Genomic DNA, 18,013 nt, shown 5'->3' on the forward strand with positions numbered 1-18,013 from the left:
CGCCCGACGAGGGTCCTGGCGGCTCTGGCCGTCGTGCGGCGCTCTCGCCCGACGAGGGTCCTGGCGGCTCTGGGCGTCGTGCGGCGCTGTCGCCCGACGAGGGTCCCGGTGGCTCCGGCCGTCGTCCCGCGATGTTGCAGCCCGACCCCGGCATCGACGGCGGTCCGGCCCGGCGTTCGGCGGCCCCGCAACTCGACCCCGGGCTCGCCGAGCGGGTGGCGCGCCGGTCGGGCGGAGGGCTCGACCCGGGTGCGCCCGGTGCGTCGGGCCGTCGCCAATCGACCGCTCCCCAGCCGCCGCCGCTGGCCTCCGACCTCACCTCCCGGCAGGACGCCCTCGGCGCCAGCGCCGCCCCCGGCGTGGGCACCCGCCGCCGCACCGGCGAGAACCCCGCCCTGGTCGACCGGCTGGAGGGTCTGGCGTCCCGGGCGACACCGCCCCACGGCGCCGCCTCGTCCGGCCACTCCCAGTTCGACGAGCCGCTGGCGCCCGACCCGCTCGTCGACGAGCGCGGTGCCCCCAGGTCGTCGCCTCCGCCGGCACCCGCCCCGCCCGCCCGCCCCGCCCCGCGGGAGGAGCCCCGCCGCGGCGCCGGCTACGACCAGCCGTTCGAGGCTCCCTACGACGACCGCTACAGCGGCGACGTCTACGAGGACACCTACGGCGACGAGCCCTACGACGACTTCGACGAGCCCAGTGAGCCCGAGCGCCGGTCGGGCTGCGCCCGGCCGATGGTGGCGCTGCTGGCCGTCGGCATCTTCCTGGTGCTGCTGCTCCTGGTCGGCGGCCTGTGGGTCCGGGGCCAGATCAACCCGGGTGGCGAGCCGGGCGACGCGGTGACGGTCGAGATCATGGCCGGGCAGTCGACCGCCGAGATCGGCCAGACCCTCCAAGAGGCCGACGTCATCGCCAACGCCTCCATCTGGTCGTGGTACGTGCGCTTCAAGGGCGGCGGCGACATCCAGGCCGGGGTCTACGAGATCCCCACCAACCTGTCGATGGGCGAGGCGCTGACGGCCCTCGAGGCCAAGCCGCTGCCGCCGGGCACGAAGCGCGTCACGGTGCCGGAGGGGCAGACGATCGCGCAGATCAAGCAGCGGGTGACCGCGTCGGACGCCGCGGTGCCGGGCTTTACGCCGGAGGGCTTCGACGCGGCGTTGGCGGATCCGGCAGTGCGGTCGAAGTACCTGCCGGCCGACCAGCCGTTGCTGGAGGGCACGTTCTTCCCGGAGACCTACGACCTGGCGGAGGAGGCCGACGAGGCCGAGCTGCTGGGCAAGATGCGTGACGAGTTCGACGCCACGATGGACGACCTGGGTGCCGAGGCCGGGGCCGCGGCGCTGCAGCGCAGCACCTACGAGGTGATCATCGTGGCCTCGATCGTGGAGGAGGAGGCGCGGGTCGACGAGGACCGGGCCAAGGTGGCGCGGGTGATCTACAACCGCCTCGCCGACGACCAGGCGCTGTTCATCGACGCGATCAACTGCTACGAGAAGCAGCAGACGCCGTGCGTGCTGACCGATCCCGACTTCGCCAGTGACTCGCAGTACAACTCCCGCCGCCACCGGGGCCTGCCGCCCACGCCGATCGCGGCGCCGGGCCGGGCCAGCATCGAGGCGGCCCTGCACCCGGCCGAGGGCGACTGGATGTACTACGTCCTCGACCCGGAACTGCCCGAGGGCCACCACCTGTTCACCGCCTCCGAGGCGGACTTCGAGGACGCCAAGGCCCGCTGCCGCGACGCCGGCCTGGGTTGCGGGTGATCTCGGGTCACACCCGGGTCGCCGCGCTGATCGGCTCGCCCGCGCGTCACTCCCTGTCGCCCGCGATCCTCAACGCCGCCTTCGACGAGCTCGACCTCGACTGGCGCTACGTGGTGTTCGAGGTGCCGCCGGGCGAGGGGGCGGCCGCGGTGGCGGCGATGCGGACGCTGGGCCTGGGCGGCCTGTCGGTGACGATGCCGCACAAGGACGCCGCGTTCGCCGCGGTCGAGGACCGGAGCCCGGTGGCCGCGGCCCTGGGCGCTGTGAACTGTGTCTACTGGGACGACGATCGCCTGGTGGGCGACAACACCGACGGGGTGGGCTTCCTCGATTCCCTGCGGGTGGACCACGGCGTGGACGTCGCCGGCCGCCGCTGCGTGCTGGTGGGCGCAGGCGGTGCGGGTCGGGCGGTGGCCTGGGCGCTGGGCCGGGCGGGTGCGGCCGACGTGGCCGTGGTGAACCGCTCGCCGGCACCGGCGCAGCTGGCCGCCGAGCTGGCGGGACGGGTGGGTCGGGTCGGCGCCGCCGACGACGTGGCCCGGGCCGACGTGGTGGTGAACGCCACGCCGCTGGGGATGGGCGGCCGCTCGGGCGCTACCGACGGCGCGACGACGGCGCTCCCGGTCGACCCCGAGGCACTCCACGAGGGTCAGGTGGTGGCCGATCTCGTGTACTTCCCGACGACGACCCCGTTGCTCGCGGCGGCCGCCGAGCGTGGCGCGCTGACCGTGACGGGAGTGGGCATGCTCGTCCATCAGGCGGCTCACGCGCTGCGTCTGTGGACGGGTGCCGAACCGCCCGTAGCGACCATGGCCGCGGCCGCTACCGCTGAGCTGGAACGTCGCGCCGACACCGCCTAGTCGGGTCGCCAGTAAGACGCGCGCCCCTCGGATGGTGCAACATGGGCGCAACACGAAAGCAATGACCGGTGCCGCACTTGCCAGGGGAACGTCCCCCTTCGGAGCTGGGCGCGGCAGTAAGTTAGGCCCTAGTCTTTGCGAAAACGTTGCGAATGCAGCGGTGGGCGGGCTCAGTCGATCGGAGGTACATCGGTGGCCCTTCAAGGGACTCTCGATACGTTCTCGTTGCCAGACGTGCTGCGACTGTTGGCGACAACCGGCAAGACTGGTTGTCTCCACGTCGACGGCGACCGTGGGCGGGGCAGGGTGTGGATCGACGATGGCGCCGTGGTGGCGGCGACCGCCGACCGTGCGCTCGGTGAGCCGTCGATCGACGAGGTCGTGTTCGAGATGTTGCGCTTCGGGCGCGGTTCGTTCAGCTTCGCTGCCGACGAGCCGGCTCCGCACGAGGCCGAGCCCACCGAGATCGAGGGCACGCTGCGCAGGGCCACGCAGCTGCTCGAGGAGTGGCGTGAGCTCGAGGCCATCGTCCCGTCGCTGAGCCATCGGGTCGCCATGGCGCCCGAGCTGACCGTCGAGCAGGTCACCGTCGATGCCGACCGCTGGAAGGCCCTCGTGGCCATCGCGTCGGGTCGTTCGGTGGGCGAGCTGGCCGAGAACATGGGCGTGGGCGAGCTCGGCATCACCCGTACGGTGAGCGACCTGGTCGAGCTGGGCGTCGCCGTGATCGAGGCGCCGCAGCCGAGCCGCTCCTCCAACGGGTCGTCCGGTCGTCGTAACGTGACTGACATAGCCTCCCGGGCCGCAGGCGACTCGCCGCGACGCTCCCGCAGCGAGGCCCCGCCCCGCCGCGAGCCGGCGCCGGGCACCGACGGCGCCCCGCAGGTGAACTGGGCGCAGACCGCCGATCCGATCAGCGGCTCCGACAACGGCGGCGGCCTCGGCCGTTCCGCCTCGTCCACCCGGTTGGCCAGCCGCAACTCCGCCGTGGCCCCGCAGTCGAACGCCGCGCCGCAGCTGTCGTCCGACAACCACCTGCTGGCCGAGTCCACCGTCACGGCCGCCGCCGCGGTCGGCGTGGTCACGCCCGCCGGTGGCACACCGTCGCTCGACCAGTCGCCGCGGTCGCGCCGTCAGGCCAGCACGGCCCGGTCGCCGCGGTCGCGCCGCACGCCCACCGCCCCGAGCAGCCAGCTGGCGCCGCCCACCCCGCCCCGCGGCGGGTCGACGCTGCCGGTGCCGCCGCAGCTCGACACGGGCCATTCCCCCCTGGCCGCCATGCCGGACCCGGTCGGCGAGCCCACGTCGGGCCCGATCTTCCCGTCCACGCTCGAGACCAGCCTGCCCAGCGGGCTGGGCGGGCTCGACACCGGCCGCCTCGGCCCGTCGCCGCTGCCCACCCAGACCGGGCAGATCCCGGCGGTGTCGGCCACCTCGCTGCCGGCCGACCTGAGCTGGGCCGCCGAGGACGACGACGTCCCCATCGGCCCGCCGCGGCTCTCGTCGCCGCTGTCGGCCCCGTCGCCGCTGTCGGCGCCGTCGCCGCTGCGGCCGTCCGGCCCGCCGCCGGCCCGCCTGCTGCCGCCGCCGATGCCGTCGAACCGACCCAACACGCCCCAGCGCCACGAGGGCGACCCGGCGGTCCACGTGGTCGCCATGAGCGACCCGGCCCGAGCGGCCGTCGAGGCGACCGTCGGTCGTGCCGGTGGTGGCCCCGGTGGCATGCCGATGCCCGGTGCCACCCAGGAGCAGATCCTCAGCCGAGGCCAGCTCTTCCGGTACCTCACCTCGGTCCACAGCTGACCCCACCCGAAACCTCGACAGCAGCGACGGCCACATAGCGACCGATCCGGTCGACGTCTCGGATGGTTGCCGTCGTCGTTGTTGCCCTCGTCGGCGCCCTGCTCGTCGGGCCGCTCCTCAGCTACGCGATCCTCCACTGGATGGCGTGGCGCGTCACGCTCCCGTTGCTGTTCGGGTTCGTCCCGCCGCGGCGGTCGGTGGGGCGTGCTCGGCCGCGGTGCCGCAACTGCGGCTCGGCGCTGGCGCCGGGCGGCCTGCCGGCGTCGCCGTGGCTGCTGTCGGCGGGACGCTGCCGTTCCTGCCGTGAGCCGCTGGCCCGCTGGCCGCTGGGGGTCGAGCTGACGACCGGAGGGCTCTTCGCCCTCGCCTCCTCGCAGTACGACCGCTGGGCGCTGCTCGTGCCGATACTCGTGTTCTTCGCCGGGCTGGTGGCGACGTCGACCGTCGACCTGCTGTGCTCCCGCATCCCGACGCGCTTCGTCTACCTCACCGGCCTGGGTGTCGCCGTGGCGGCGGTGCCGCACGTGGTCGACGTGCCCGAGACGCTGACCGCGGCCGCCGTGGGCGGTGCCGTCGGCCTCGGCAGCCTCGGTGCCATGCACCTGGTCGCCCCGCACATGCTCGGGTTCGGCGACGTGCGCCTGGGCACCCTGATCGGGCTGGTGGTCGGCTGGGTGGGGTGGACGGCGGCCGACCCGGTGCTCGACCCGCTGAGCCGGGTGGTCCAGGCCCTGTTCCTGGCGGGCGTGGTCGGCTCGCTGCTCGGCTTCGCGCTCCTCGCCGTCCGTCGCCGCAACCAGACCTACCCCTTCGGCCCCTGCCTCGCCCTCGGCGGCGTCCTCGCGATCGTCCTCGCCTGACGCCCGAGGACGCCCGGGTGTCACACGGGCTATCGATAGCGGGGCGCTCGGCGGCCGAAAGGTAGGGTCCTACGGTGCTCCGCTTCCTGACCGCGGGTGAATCGCACGGCCGCGGGCTGGTCGTGATCGTCGAGGGGCTACCCGCCGGGTTGCCGGTCACCCTCGACGACATCCGCGTCGAGCTGGCCCGCCGGCGGCTCGGCTACGGGCGGGGCCCGCGGATGCGCTTCGAGCAGGACGAGGTGACCGTCGTCGGCGGGGTGCGCCACGGGAGGACGCTGGGGTCGCCGGTCGCCGTCGAGATCGGCAACACCGAGTGGACCCGGTCCGACAGGTGGCACGAGGAGATGGCGGTCGAGCCCGGCGCCACCAAGGAGCCGCTCACCCAGCCCCGCCCCGGCCACGCGGATCTGGCCGGCATGCAGAAGTACGGCTTCGACGACGCCCGCGACGTGCTCGAACGGGCCTCGGCCCGGGAGACGGCGGCGCGGGTGGCCGCCGGGGCGATCGCCAAGCTGCTGCTCCGGCAGCTGGGCATGGAGGTCATCTCCCACGTCGTGCAGATGGGCGCCGTGGTATCGAAGGGCATCGAGCGGCCGCGACCCGAGGACCTGGAGCGGGTGGACGAGAGCGCCGTGCGCTGCTTCGACCCGGCCAGCGAGGCGGCCATGGTGGAGGAGATCAAGGCGGTCGCCAAGGACGGCGACAGCCTGGGCGGGGTGGTCGAGGTGCTCGGCTACGGCGTGCCGGTGGGGCTGGGCAGCCACGTCCACTGGGACCGGCGGCTCGACGGCCTGCTGGCGGGGGCGCTGATGAGCATCCAGGCGGTGAAGGGCGTGGAGATCGGCGACGGGTTCGAGGTGGCGGGGCGGCCGGGGAGCCAGGCCCACGACCCGATCACCTGGGACTCCGACAACCAGGCTTACCGGCGGGAGACGACGCGGGCGGGAGGCGTCGAGGGCGGGATGTCGACCGGTGAGCTGCTGGTGTGCCGGGCGGCGATGAAGCCGATCGCCACCCTGAACCGGCCGGTGCTCGCCACGGTCGACGTGGTGACCAAGGAGGAGACCGTCAGCTTCAAGGAGCGCACCGACGTGACCGCCGTCCCCGCCATGGGCGTGGTGGCCGAGACGATGGTGGCGCTCGTGCTGGCTGGCGAGGCGTTGCGGAAGTACGGGGGCGACTCGTTGCCCGAGGTGCTCCGCAACGCCCGAGCGTTCGAGGAGTCGCTGCGCGATGTCTGAGGTTCCGTCAACGTCCGTCCGCGACCGGCACGTGGTGCTGGTCGGCATGCCGGGCGCCGGCAAGTCGAGCGTGGGGAGGCGCCTGGCCCGCGAGCTGGGCCGGCCGTTCGCCGATGCCGACGAGCAGCTGGAGCTGACCGCCGGCCGCACCATCCCCCAGATCTTCCGGGACGACGGCGAGGCGACCTTCCGCCGGCTCGAGACGCAGACGCTGTCGGAGCTGCTCAGCCGGCACACCCCGCTGGTGATCGCCGCCGGTGGCGGAGCGGTGATCAGCGAGGAGAACCGGGTGCTGCTCGCCGACTACTCCCTGGTGGTGTGGCTGCGCGGCTCGGCCGAGTTCCTGGTCGGCCGCACCGACCCGACGCACCGCCCGCTCCTCAACGAGGACCCGACGGGCGCCTACGAGCGCCTCGACCGCGAGCGCTCGGGGCACTACGAGTCCGTCGCCGACGAGATCGTCGACATCGAGCCGTTCCACGCCCAGGAGGACGAGAAGCCGAAGTGGGCACTGGCCCGCCACATCGTGAGGACTCTCGGTCTCGACCTGGCGGTGCCGTGACGATCACGGTCGACGTGGCGCTGGCCGACCGGGCGTACCCGGTGGTGGTGGGCGCCGGAGCCCGGGACGAGCTGCCGGGGCTGCTGCCCAAGGGCGCCCGCCGGGCGGCGGTGGTGACGCAGCCGGGCATCGGGGTGGAGGTCGACACCGGCATTGAGCAGCGGGTGTTCCCGCTGGGGGAGGGCGAGGCCGCCAAGACTCTCGCCTCGGTCGAGGAGCTGTGCCGCGCCTGGTCGCAGTGGGGGCTCACCCGGGGCGACGTGGTGGTGGCCGTGGGCGGGGGAGTGGTGACCGACACCGCCGGGTTCGCCGCCGCCGTCTACCACCGGGGGGTCGCCGTGGTGCACGTGCCGACGACGCTGCTGGGCATGGTCGACGCGGCGATCGGCGGCAAGACCGGGGTGAACCTGCCCGAGGGCAAGAACCTGGTGGGCGCCTTCTGGCAGCCGGCGGCCGTGGTGTGCGACACCGACACCCTCGCCACCCTGCCCGAGCGGGAGCAGCGCAGCGGCCGGGGGGAGATGGCGAAGTACCACTTCCTCATTGGCGACGACCTGGAGCGGCTGCCGCTCGACGAGCGCATCGCCGCCTGCGTGCGGATCAAGGCCGAGGTGGTGGCGGCCGACGAGCGGGAGCACGTCGGGAGCCGCCGGGGCCGGGCGATCCTCAACTACGGCCACACGCTGGCCCACGCCCTGGAGATCGCCGGCCGCTGCGACCTCCGCCACGGTGAGGCTGTCGCCCTCGGGCTGCTCTACGCCGCCGAGCTGGCGCACGGCCTGGGCCGGATCGACGCCGACCGGGTGGCCGAGCACTACGCCGTGGTGCGCGACTACGGGCTGCCCGACCGGCTGCCCGCCGGCCACGACCACGCCGAGCTGGTGGAGCTGATGGCCCACGACAAGAAGGCGGTCGACGGGCTGACCTTCGTGCTCGACGGCCCCGACGGCGTGGAGGTGGTCCCCGGCGTCGACCCGGCCACCGCGGCCACGGTGCTGGTGCGTATGGCGGCCGGCGAGGCGGCGTCGTGAGCGAGCGGCCGATCGTTCTGCTGCTCAACGGGGTGAACCTCGACCTGCTGGGCGAGCGGGAGCCGCTGATCTACGGCTCGGCCACCCTCGAGGATCACGTGAAGGCTGCCCGGGAGGCCGCCGAGGCTGCGGGCCTGGAGCTGGAGCACCGGCAGTCGAACCACGAGGGCGACCTGGTGGAGGCCATCCATGGCGCCCGGGGCCGCTGCGCCGCCATCGTCGTCAACGGCGCCGCCTTCACCCACTACGCCTGGGGCCTCCACGACGCCCTCGCCGTCTTCGAGGGCCCCGTGATCGAGGTCCACATCTCCAACCCCCTGGCCCGGGAACCCTGGCGCCACACCTCGGTGCTATCCCCGGTCGCCACCGGCGTCATCAGCGGGCTCGGTGGCCACGGCTACGTGCTGGCGATCGAAGCCGTGGCCACCTTGCTCGCCTGACCCACCGGTTCGGCGCTGTGGCTCTCTGAAGTTGTCAAGGAGCACCTGTGTCGACAGGGACCATCCTCTCCAGAGGGTGTGACAGTTAAGGCCTCCGCCGGACCGGAAGTAGCGTCGAAAATCGTGAGCGACGACTTCGACAGGACGATCGACCGCATCTGGGGCTGGATGGTCGACGTGTCGCCGGAGTTGGCGGTGTACGTCGGGGAGGAGCCGACGCGGGCGTGGACCGACTACACGGCGGGGGCCAGCGACGAGCGGCGGGGGCGGAGGCGGGCGTTACTCGACGAGGTGCGGGCCGTCGACCCCGGGGGGTTGGACGACGAGCGGGCCGTCAACCACCAGGTGGCGGAGGCGTACCTGGCCGCCGAGGTCGGCATGGACGCCTTCCCGCACGAGGCGGGCCTGGTCGACCAGATGAACGGCGTCCACCTGGGGATCGCCCAGAGCCTCGACTACATGAGCCTGGCCACGCCCGACGACCGGGCCCGCTACGTCGAGCGCCTCCGGGCCATCCCCACGCTGCTCGACCAGGTCGTCGAGTCGCTGCGCCGGCCGGAGAGCGTCGCCGCCCGCCCGCCCCGGGTGGTGCTGGCCGACGTCCCCCGCCAGATCCGGGCCCTCACGCCCACCGACGGCCCCCTGGCCCGCACCGACGAGGCTCCGGCCATCATGCGCGACCACGTCGCCCCCGCCCTCGATCGCTTCGAGCGCTTCGTCACCGAGGAGCTCATCCCGACGGCCCGGGAAGAGCCCGGCATCGGCGCCCTCCCCGGCGGCGACGCCTGGTACGCGGCGGCGATCGTCCACCAGACGTCGCTCGCGGCGGACCCCCAGGAGGTCCACGACGTCGGGCTCGCCGAGGTCGACCGCATCTGGGCGGCGATGGAGGGCCTCGCCGGCGGCGACGTCGCCGCGTTCCGCCAGCGCCTCGACGCCGACGAGTCGTCCTACTTCGCCACCCCAGAGGAGCAGCTCGCCGCCTACCGGGCGCTGTGCAAGGAGGTCGACGCCACCCTGTGGCGGGTAGTCACCCGGCTGCCCCGCATGCCCTACGGCGTGGACGAGATGCCCGCCTACATGGCCGAGAGCGCCCCGACCGCCTACTACATCCCCGGCGCCGGTGGTGCCCGCCGCCCCGGCAGGTTCATCGTCAACAGCCACGACCTGCGCAGCCGGCCGTCGTGGCGGATGGTGCCGCTCGCCCTCCACGAGGCGGTCCCCGGCCACCACCTGCAGCACGGCATCGCCGACGAGCTCGACGACCTCCCGCCCATCCGCCGCCACCTGGGGTGGAACGCGTACGTCGAGGGCTGGGGCCTCTACGCCGAGCACCTGGGCGAGGAGCTGGGCCTCTACCGCACGCCGGCCGACCGCTACGGCCGCCTCTCGTTCGACATGTGGCGGGCGGCGCGCCTCGTGGTCGACACCGGCCTCCACGCCTTCGGGTGGAGCCGCGACCGGGCCATCGCCTACCTCGGCGAGAAGACGGGCCTGGGCCACCACGACGTGGTCAGCGAGGTCGACCGCTACATCGCCTGGCCCGCCCAGGCCCTCGGCTACAAGCTGGGGGAGCGGGTGATCCTCGACCTCCGTGCCGAGGCCGAGGCCGCCCTGGGCCAAGGCTTCCGCCCCGAGCCCTTCCACGATGTCGTGCTCCAGCGCGGCCCCCTACCGCTGCCGGTGCTGCAGGAGCAGGTCCGACGCTGGGTGGCGGAGAGGATCGGCTGACGCCGGTCCGCACCCGCACAGTCGTTGCGGCGCCGGCGAACCGAAACGGTCGCTCCACGTCGCAACGACCGGCTCAGGCGGTGGTCCCGACCTGCTCGGGCAGGAGCTGCGCCGGCTCGGGGTCGTCGTCGCCCGTCGGGTCGGTCGTGGTGGGCGGCACCGTCGGGTCCGTCGCCGGGGGCGGGGGCGGGGGCGGGGGCGGGAGGTCGTCCGAGGCGGGCGGGAGGATCCCGGCCGGGTCGGGCGTCGCCGTGGTCCAGTCGGCGAAGGCCTCGCCGTTGGCGGGGTGCTCGGGGTCGCGGAGCCACCCGACGAGGCTGGTCTGGGACCGGGGGTCGGCGAGCCACAGGTCACGGTGCGGGGCGTTCGCCGGGTCGGCGATCCAGGCGGCGAGGTTCTGGCGGGTCGCGGGATCGGCGAGCCAGCGGCTCCGGTACACGGCGTTGGCCGGGTCCTGGATCCAGGCCCGCGGGTCGGCGGGGATCTGGTCGGGCTCCAGGCCGCTGCCGTCGCGGAGCCAGGTGGCCAGGTCGTCGCCGGTGGCCGGGGTGGCGAGCCACGCGGTGAAGGCCTCGTCCTGACGGGGGCGGCCGATCCACGTGGCGAGCGCGGTGCGCCCCGCCGGTGAGGCCACCCACACGTCGAAGGTGGGCTTGCCGACCGGGAGCGCCAGCCAGGCGGCGAGGATCGGCATCCCGTCGACAGGGTGCTGCCCGAACCAGTCGCCGATGATCTCCGTGGGCTGGTCAGCATCAGGATCAGGATCCGGATCAGGATCCGGGTCCGGATCTGGATCGGGGTCCGGGTGAGGATCGGGGTCGGGATCGCCGCTGGGACGCGGCTCCGGGTCGGGATCCCGGTCGGGCCGCGGGTTCGGATCGGGATCCGGGTCGTTGGACGGCGGCGGCGGGCCGCCCGTCCGGGGGTAGATGCCGGGCAGCGTGGCGAAGTCGGGGAGCCGGGGGAGCCCCACCGGTACGGTCGCCGGCGGCTCCCGGTTCTCGCCGATCGCCCGCAGCGCCGCCACGAACGCGTCCTTCCCGGGATCGATCGTCGTCGTGATGATGTCGTTGTAGGCGTTGCGGAGCGCGGTCTGGCGGGCCGTCCACACGTCCTGGTAGCTGGCGAGCTCGTCGGTGACGTAGACGGCGTCGCCGGTCTGCAGGCGCCGGAGGTCGCGCTCGCCCTCCCGCCAGCTCTCGCGCAGGGTGTTGACGGGCGTGCGGACCGAGTCGAGCACGCCGAGGTAGTCGGTGATGGGCCGCTCGAACCAGCGCAGCCGCGTCGCCGCGGTGTTGGCGTGCTGCGAGACCGTGCTCACGACCCGGGTGGCGGCCTCCGCGGTGAGCCCGCGGTTGCCGGTCTCGAGCGCGGCGGCGCTGCCCCGCACCGGGGTGGCGATGCCGTCGACGGTGGTGGCGTCGGCGCTGAGCGCGTCCCACAGCGCGCCGAGCTGCTCGAGGTTGTCGGGGTACTTGAAGGTCGCCTCGCCGGGCAGCGGGAACTCGGATTCGGCGCTCATCGGCCGCCGGGACTCTCGGTGGGGCCGGTCGTCGGGATCTCACCAGGCAGCGGCGGGTAGAGCCAGGGCGTCTGGAACTGGGGCGTGTAGAACTGGCCGGGGTAGTTGTAGAGCATCGGGTGGCGGGCGTGGCGGGTGTCGTAGTCGCCGCCGTCGACGAAGATGGAGTAGCCGTTGTCGGTGTAGAGCCACACGCCGGCTGCCGTCTTCACCCGGTAGGCGACCTGCTCCGCCTCCTGCTGGACGGTGGAGAGCTCCGTCTGGCACCCGCGGAGGGCCCCGGTCAGCGCCTCCTTGATCGACGGGCTCGTCGCCGCGGCGGCGTGGTCGAGCAGGGTCCACGCGACCTCGGAGACGTCCCAGGCGGCGCGGCAGGCGGCCTTGGCCGCCTGGGTGAAGGACGACGGATCGTGCTGGAGGGGCGGGACCATCAACCCCGGGTATGCGTCCACGGGTGCCGGAAACCGCGGGATTCCTCGCCGTCGGGCTGCGAGGGGCCGACGAACCCGCTGCTACAGTCGCCGGGCCATGGCTGCGACCACCACGAACGATCTGAAGCGGGGGATGACCCTGAACCTGCCGGAGGGCCTCTTCCAGGTGGTCGACTTCCAGCACGTGAAGCCGGGCAAGGGACCGGCGTTCGTGCGCACCACGCTCCGCAACGTCCGCAACGGCAGCCAGCAGGACCGCACGTTCCGGGCCGGCGAGGGCGTCGAGCAGGCGATCGTGGAGAAGAACGAGATGCAGTTCCTCTACCGCGACGGCGACGACTACGTCTTCATGGACAACACCAGCTACGAGCAGGTGCAGGTCGGTCCGACCTCGCTGGGTGACGCCGCCAACTACGTGGTCGACGGGGCCACGATGCAGCTCCAGTTCTACAACGGCGAGATCATCGGCACCGAGCTGCCGGCCGCCGTGGAGCTGACGGTCGCCGAGACCGAGCCGGGCATCCAGGGCGACCGGGTATCGGGTGCCCGCAAGCCCGCCACGCTGGAGACCGGCCTCGTCGTGCAGGTGCCGCTGTTCGTCAACCAGGGCGAGCGCATCAAGGTCGACACGCGCACCGGCGAATACCTCACCCGCGCCTGACGATGTCCGACCTCCAACCGAGCGACGTCGAGCTGCGCCGCGCGGCCCGGGAGCGGGCGCTCGAGCTGCTGTACGAGGCGGAGGCCAAGGCGATCGACGTCGACGACGTGGTCGGCGCCCTGCCCCTGCCCCCCGACCCGCTGGCGTTGGAGCTGGTCCGGGGCGTCGCCGCCCACCGGTCCGAGATCGACGAGATGCTCACCCGGCGCGTCGCCCCCCGCTGGTCGCTCAAGCGGCTCGCCGCGGTCGACCGGGCGATCCTGCGCCTGGGCACCTACGAGCTGCTCGGCGCCCCCGACCGGTCACAGGCCGTGATCATCAACGAGGCCGTGGTGCTGGCCCGGCGCTTCGGCACCGACGACTCGCCCCGCTTCGTCAACGGCGTCCTCGCCGCGGTCGCCGACGAGGTCCGCCCGACCGAGGTCAAGGACGAGCCGCCCGAGCCGACCTCGTTGCCCCCGGGTGACCGGGAGGTCGACGCGGTGATCATCGACCTCGACGGCGTCATCCGCCACTGGCAGGAGGACGACGTCCCCGCCGCCGAGCAGGAGCTGGGCCTGCCCAAGCGGAGCATCTCGGGTGCGGCCTTCGAGCCGGATCGGCTGGAGCGGGCCATGCGGGGCGAGCTGACGGCCGAGGAGTGGTACGCCGAGGTCGGCGACGCCGTGGCCGCCGCGCACGGTGGCGATGCCGCCGCGGTCGCGAAGGCGTTCGAGGAGGTGGGTTGGCGCATCGACGAGTCGGTGCTCGACCTCCTCGACTGGGTGCGCGACACCACCGGGGTGCCGGTGGTGCTGCTGTCCAACGCCAGCACCCGCCTGATCCCCGACCTGCTGGTGTCGGGCATGACCAGCCACTTCAACGAGATCGTCGGCTCGGCCGACATCGGTGTGACCAAGCCGGACGCCCGCGCCTTCGAGGCTGCGGCCGACGCAGCCGGGGTCCCGGTGGAGCGCTGCGTCCTCGTCGACGACACGCCGGCGAACGTCGCGGCCGCCGCGGCGCTGGGCATGCGGACCATCGCCTTCGACGGCCCCGGGCTGCTCGAGGACGAGCTCCGGCGGCTCGGTCTCCTGCCGGTCGTCGACCACGGGGGGTGACGGGAACTCCGGTGCCGAAGTGGTACGGTCACCGCCTGACCGTGAAGCGGGCCCGGAGAGACCCGTACGGACAGAGAGGGGAGGATCCCCAGTGGCCGACCGCGAACGACGCAGCACGCCCCCTTTCGGGGGCGTTTTCGTTAGTCGGAGCCAGGTCCTCGATGCGGACGACGTGCGGCGGGCGATCTGGCGGATGGCCCACGAGATCATCGAGGCCAACCACGGCCTCGACAATGTGGTCGTCGTGGGCCTGCAGACCGGCGGCGTGCCGTTCTCCGTCGAGCTGGCCCAGGCGCTGGAGAAGATCGACGGCACCTCGCCGCCCACCGGCACGCTCGACGTCGCCTTCCACCGCGACGACATCGGCCTCCGCCCCGTGCTGCCCTCTGCGGTCACGGAGATGCCGTTCGACCTCAACGGCCGGGTGGTCGTGCTGGTCGACGACGTGCTGTTCACCGGCCGCACCATCCGGGCCGCGCTCGACGCCGTCCACTCCTACGGCCGCCCCCGGGCCGTGCAGCTGGCGGTGATGGTCGACCGGGGCCACCGGGAGCTGCCCATCCGCCCCGACTACGTCGGCAAGAACTTGCCGACCCGCCGCGACGAGGTGGTCAACGCCACCGTCGACGGCGTCGACCTGGGCGAGATGTACAAGGGGCATTCTTGAAGCATCTGCTGAGCATCGCCGAGCTCGACTCCTCCGAGCTCGACCACCTGCTCGGCCTCACCGATCACTTCGTCGAGGTGAGCCGCCGCCGCATGCCCAAGGTGCCGGCGCTCCAGGGCCGCACGGTGTGCTGGCTCTTCTACGAGGACTCCACCCGCACGAAGCTCAGCTTCGAGCAGGCCGCCAAGCGCCTGTCGGCCGACACCCTCAACTTCACGGTCGGCTCGTCGTCGGTGCGCAAGGGCGAGTCGCTGCGCGACACGGTCGAGACCATCGAGGCGATGGGCGTCGACGCGATCGTGGTGCGCCACAAGTCCGCCGGCGTGCCCGCCCAGGTCACCCGGTGGGTGAAGGCCAGCGTGGTCAACGCCGGCGACGGCTGGCACGAGCACCCCACCCAGGCCCTGCTCGACTGCTACACGATCCGCGAGCAGCTCGGCAGCCTCGACGGCCTCCGCATCGCGATCGTGGGCGACATCGCCCACAGCCGGGTCGCCCGCAGCGACGTGTGGGCCTTCACCAAGCTGGGTGCCGAGGTGACGCTGGTGGCGCCGCCCACGCTCCTGCCACCGAGCCTGCACGGCTGGCCGGTGCGGGTCGACCACGAGCTCGACCGGGTGCTGCCCCAGGTCGACGTGGTGTACCTGCTCCGGATGCAGCAGGAGCGGATGACCGAGGCGCTGCTCCCGTCGCTGCGGGAGTACACGGCCAACTGGGGCCTCACCCGACGCCGGGTCGACATGTTGAAGGACGCCGCCATCGTGATGCACCCGGGCCCGATGAACCGGGGCGTCGAGATCGCCGCCGACGTCGCCGACCTGCCCCGGGCCGTGGTGATCGACCAGGTGCGCAACGGCGTGGCGGTGCGGATGGCGGTGCTCTACGAGCTGCTGGGGTCGGGGAGCAGCCTCGTGACCTCGACGAAAGGAATCGCAGTATGACCAGCGCCAGTCCCTCCGTGGTCATCCGGGGAGGGCGGGTGGTCGACCGGGCGGGCGACGAGCGGGCCGACGTCGCCATCGTCGACGGCCGCATCGCCGCGGTCGGTGCGGACCTGGAGCCCGGGGCCGGCGACCTGGTGCTCGACGCGGCCGGCTGCCTGGTGCTGCCCGGCCTGGTCGACGTCCACGCCCACCTGCGCCAGCCCGGCAAGGAGGAGGCGGAGACGATCGAGACCGGTGCGAGAGCAGCTGCCCTGGGCGGCTTCACCTGCATCGTGGCGATGCCGAACACCACCCCGGCGATCGACTCGGCCGGCGTCGCCCGCGAGGTGCTGGAGCTGGGCCGCGCCACGTGCTGCGACGTGCGCACGTCGGCGGCCATCACCGTCGGCCGGGCGGGGACGCAGCTCACCCCGATGGCCGAGCTGGCCGCCCTCGGCGTCAGGCTCTTCACCGACGACGGCAACGGCGTGCAGGACGTGCGCCTGATGCGCCGGGCCATGGAGTACGCGCGGGGCCTCGACGTCACGCTGGCGGAGCACTGCGAGGACGAGGCGCTGTCGGCGGGTGGCCACATGCACGAGGGGTCGGTCTCGGCCCGCCTCGGCATCCCGGGTCAGCCGGCGGAGGCCGAGGAGCTGATGGTGATGCGCGACATCGCCCTGTCCCGGCTGACCGGGGCGAAGGTGCACTTCCAGCACCTGTCGACGCAGGGGTCGATCGCCATGGTGCGGGCGGCCAAGGGCGGCGGCCTGCCGGTCACCTGCGAGGCCACGCCCCACCACTTCACGCTGACCGACGAGCGCTGCGCCACGTTCGACCCGGTGTTCAAGGTGAACCCGCCGCTGCGCACGGACGCCGACGTGGCCGCGGTCCGGGCCGGGCTGGCCGACGGCAGCGTCGACTGCATCGCCACCGACCACGCCCCGCACGCCCAGGAGGAGAAGGAGCGTCCGTTCGACGAGGCGCCGCCCGGGATGTTGGGCCTGCAGACGGCGCTGGCGCTGGCGCTCACCTACCTGCAGGTGTCGCCGAGCGAGCTGGTGGGGCTGATGGCGTCGCGGCCGGCGGCGATCGTCGGGGTCGACGACGTCCACGGCGGCCCGATCGCGGCGGGGCGGCCGGCGAACCTGTGCGTGGTCGATCCGGCCGCGAGCTGGGTGGTGGAGCCGGGTGCGCTGGCCAGCCGCAGCCGCAACACGCCGTACGCGGGGATGAAGTTGACGGGCCAGGTGCGCCACACGCTGCTGTGGGGCGAACCCGTGGTGCGTGACGGAGAGGCGCAACGGTAGAGTATGCAGGTGGTTGCATATGCATGCGTAAGGGTGTGGGAGAGCGGGAAGGACGGCCGTGAGCGTTCGTGAGGGTCTGCTGGTGCTGGCCGACGGCTCGACGTTCGAGGGTGAGCTGATCGGCGCCGATACCGGGGCCACCGTGGCGACCGGCGAGGTGGTGTTCCACACCGCGCTGAGCGGTTACCAGGAGATCGTCACCGACCCCTCCTACGCCGGCCAGATCATCACGTTCACCTACCCCCACATCGGCAACTACGGCACCAACCCGACCGACTTCGAGTCGGCCCGCCCCTTCTGCCGGGGCGTCGTCGTGCGGGAGCTGGCCCGCCGCCACAGCAACTGGCGGGCCGACCTGTCGCTCGACGGCCTGCTGCGGGCCCACGGCGTGCCGGGCATCGCCGGCGTCGACACCCGTCGCCTCACCCGGGCCATCCGCGACCTGGGCGCCCTCCCGGGGGCGTTCGGCAGCGCCTCGGAGACGGAGCTCCTGGCGGCGGCCAAGAACGAGCCCGGCACCGACGGCGTCGACCTGGTCGCCCAGGTGACCACCGCCGACCCCTACGAGGTGGAGGGCGGTGCAGGGCCGCTCGTCGTCGCCTACGACTTCGGCATCAAGCGGACCATGCTCCGGCACCTCGCCGAGCGCTTCCGGGTGGTGGTCGTGCCGGCGTCGACCCCGGCGGCCGACGTCCTGGCCCGGGAGCCCGCTGGGGTCTTCCTCTCCAACGGCCCCGGTGACCCGGCGATGGTGCCCTACGCCGTCGACGCCATCGGGCAGCTCCTCGGCGACGTCCCCGTCTTCGGGATCTGCCTGGGCCACCAGCTGCTGGCCCGGGCCATCGGCGCCGAGACCACCAAGCTGCCGTTCGGCCACCACGGGGCCAACCACCCGGTGCGCGACCTGCGCAACGGCCACGTCGAGATCACCAGCCAGAACCACAACTTCGCCGTCACCGCCGACAGCCTCCGGGGCCGGGCCGAGGTCACGCACGTCAACCTCAACGACGGGGTGTGCGAGGGCATGCGGGTGCTGGGCGAACGAGCCTTCTCGGTGCAGTACCACCCCGAGGCGGGGCCGGGGCCCCACGACAGCCGCTACCTG

The 18,013-nt window shown here is 73.3% G+C and carries 17 protein-coding genes; 15 read left to right on the forward strand and 2 right to left on the reverse strand.

Features of this window, described 5'->3' with window-relative positions; all coding sequences use genetic code 11:
• The 9 genes from mltG to VK611_25730 all read left to right on the forward strand — a co-directional run.
• Nucleotides 1–1,763, forward strand: a 1,763-nt coding sequence (gene mltG, locus VK611_25690) for an endolytic transglycosylase MltG (protein ID HMG44753.1), incomplete at its 5' end; no start/stop codon positions are given.
• A complete protein-coding gene (gene aroE / locus VK611_25695; protein ID HMG44754.1) occupies nt 1,760–2,623 on the forward strand; it encodes a shikimate dehydrogenase in 864 nt (287 codons plus the stop codon). The genes mltG and aroE, both read left to right, overlap by 4 nt.
• A gap of 192 nt (nt 2,624–2,815) precedes the next feature.
• Nucleotides 2,816–4,426 (forward strand): DUF4388 domain-containing protein, encoded by a 1,611-nt coding sequence (locus VK611_25700; GenBank protein ID HMG44755.1) that lies wholly within the window; start codon nt 2,816–2,818, stop codon nt 4,424–4,426.
• Nucleotides 4,427–4,488: 62 nt separating this feature from the next.
• Nucleotides 4,489–5,286: an A24 family peptidase gene (locus VK611_25705; protein ID HMG44756.1), complete on the forward strand. Its 798-nt coding sequence runs from the start codon at nt 4,489–4,491 to the stop codon at nt 5,284–5,286.
• Nucleotides 5,287–5,360: 74 nt separating this feature from the next.
• Nucleotides 5,361–6,530: a chorismate synthase gene (gene aroC / locus VK611_25710; GenBank protein HMG44757.1), complete on the forward strand. Its 1,170-nt coding sequence runs from the start codon at nt 5,361–5,363 to the stop codon at nt 6,528–6,530.
• The gene (locus VK611_25715) at nt 6,523–7,092 is read left to right on the forward strand and encodes a shikimate kinase (protein ID HMG44758.1); all 570 of its coding nucleotides are present in this window, start codon (nt 6,523–6,525) and stop codon (nt 7,090–7,092) included. The genes aroC and VK611_25715 overlap by 8 nt, the downstream gene beginning before the upstream one ends.
• Nucleotides 7,089–8,123, forward strand: coding sequence for a 3-dehydroquinate synthase family protein (locus tag VK611_25720; GenBank protein HMG44759.1), 1,035 nt, complete (start codon nt 7,089–7,091; stop codon nt 8,121–8,123). Before VK611_25715 ends, VK611_25720 begins: the two co-directional genes overlap by 4 nt.
• A complete protein-coding gene (locus VK611_25725) occupies nt 8,120–8,563 on the forward strand; it encodes a type II 3-dehydroquinate dehydratase (GenBank protein ID HMG44760.1) in 444 nt (147 codons plus the stop codon). The genes VK611_25720 and VK611_25725 overlap by 4 nt, the downstream gene beginning before the upstream one ends.
• A gap of 123 nt (nt 8,564–8,686) precedes the next feature.
• Nucleotides 8,687–10,294 carry a DUF885 domain-containing protein gene (locus tag VK611_25730; protein ID HMG44761.1) on the forward strand — a complete coding sequence of 536 codons (1,608 nt, stop codon included), beginning with the start codon at nt 8,687–8,689 and terminating at the stop codon, nt 10,292–10,294.
• A gap of 73 nt (nt 10,295–10,367) precedes the next feature.
• Here the strand turns inward: VK611_25730 and VK611_25735 are convergent, their stop codons facing one another.
• Together VK611_25735 and VK611_25740 are read right to left on the reverse strand one after the other, a co-directional pair.
• The gene (locus VK611_25735) at nt 10,368–11,816 is read right to left on the reverse strand and encodes a hypothetical protein (protein HMG44762.1); all 1,449 of its coding nucleotides are present in this window, start codon (nt 11,814–11,816) and stop codon (nt 10,368–10,370) included.
• On the reverse strand, nt 11,813–12,247 hold the full coding sequence (locus VK611_25740; protein ID HMG44763.1) for a hypothetical protein: 435 nt from the start codon (nt 12,245–12,247) through the stop codon (nt 11,813–11,815). Before VK611_25740 ends, VK611_25735 begins: the two co-directional genes overlap by 4 nt.
• 97 nt (nt 12,248–12,344) lie before the next feature.
• Here VK611_25740 and efp point away from each other — a divergent pair, with 97 nt between their 5' ends.
• The 6 genes from efp to carA all read left to right on the forward strand — a co-directional run.
• Nucleotides 12,345–12,908, forward strand: coding sequence for an elongation factor P (efp, locus tag VK611_25745; GenBank protein ID HMG44764.1), 564 nt, complete (start codon nt 12,345–12,347; stop codon nt 12,906–12,908).
• Nucleotides 12,909–12,910: 2 nt separating this feature from the next.
• Nucleotides 12,911–14,008, forward strand: coding sequence for a transcription antitermination factor NusB (gene nusB, locus VK611_25750; protein HMG44765.1), 1,098 nt, complete (start codon nt 12,911–12,913; stop codon nt 14,006–14,008).
• 91 nt (nt 14,009–14,099) lie between these two features.
• On the forward strand, nt 14,100–14,675 hold the full coding sequence (gene pyrR / locus VK611_25755) for a bifunctional pyr operon transcriptional regulator/uracil phosphoribosyltransferase PyrR (protein ID HMG44766.1): 576 nt from the start codon (nt 14,100–14,102) through the stop codon (nt 14,673–14,675).
• On the forward strand, nt 14,672–15,616 hold the full coding sequence (locus VK611_25760) for an aspartate carbamoyltransferase catalytic subunit (GenBank protein ID HMG44767.1): 945 nt from the start codon (nt 14,672–14,674) through the stop codon (nt 15,614–15,616). The genes pyrR and VK611_25760 overlap by 4 nt, the downstream gene beginning before the upstream one ends.
• Entirely contained in the window at nt 15,613–16,908 is a 1,296-nt protein-coding gene (locus tag VK611_25765) for a dihydroorotase (protein HMG44768.1), read from the forward strand. Before VK611_25760 ends, VK611_25765 begins: the two co-directional genes overlap by 4 nt.
• 58 nt (nt 16,909–16,966) lie before the next feature.
• The coding region (gene carA, locus VK611_25770; GenBank protein HMG44769.1) for a glutamine-hydrolyzing carbamoyl-phosphate synthase small subunit at nt 16,967–18,013 on the forward strand (1,047 nt) is incomplete at its 3' end.

This window comes from Acidimicrobiales bacterium (assembly GCA_035316325.1).
GTDB lineage: Bacteria > Actinomycetota > Acidimicrobiia > Acidimicrobiales > VFJN01 > DASXTK01.

Bases quoted from the DNA above. Each gene is read 5' to 3' on its own strand.
- VK611_25765 (HMG44768.1), top strand. From the start codon at position 15,613: ATGACCAGCGCCAGTCCCTCCGTGGTCATCCGGGGAGGGCGGGTGGTC.
- VK611_25715 (HMG44758.1), top strand. From the start codon at position 6,523: ATGTCTGAGGTTCCGTCAACGTCCGTCCGCGACCGGCACGTGGTGCTG.
- VK611_25735 (HMG44762.1), bottom strand. From the start codon at position 11,816: ATGAGCGCCGAATCCGAGTTCCCGCTGCCCGGCGAGGCGACCTTCAAG.
- VK611_25705 (HMG44756.1), top strand. From the start codon at position 4,489: ATGGTTGCCGTCGTCGTTGTTGCCCTCGTCGGCGCCCTGCTCGTCGGG.
- VK611_25740 (HMG44763.1), bottom strand. From the start codon at position 12,247: ATGGTCCCGCCCCTCCAGCACGATCCGTCGTCCTTCACCCAGGCGGCC.
- efp (HMG44764.1), top strand. From the start codon at position 12,345: ATGGCTGCGACCACCACGAACGATCTGAAGCGGGGGATGACCCTGAAC.
- nusB (HMG44765.1), top strand. From the start codon at position 12,911: ATGTCCGACCTCCAACCGAGCGACGTCGAGCTGCGCCGCGCGGCCCGG.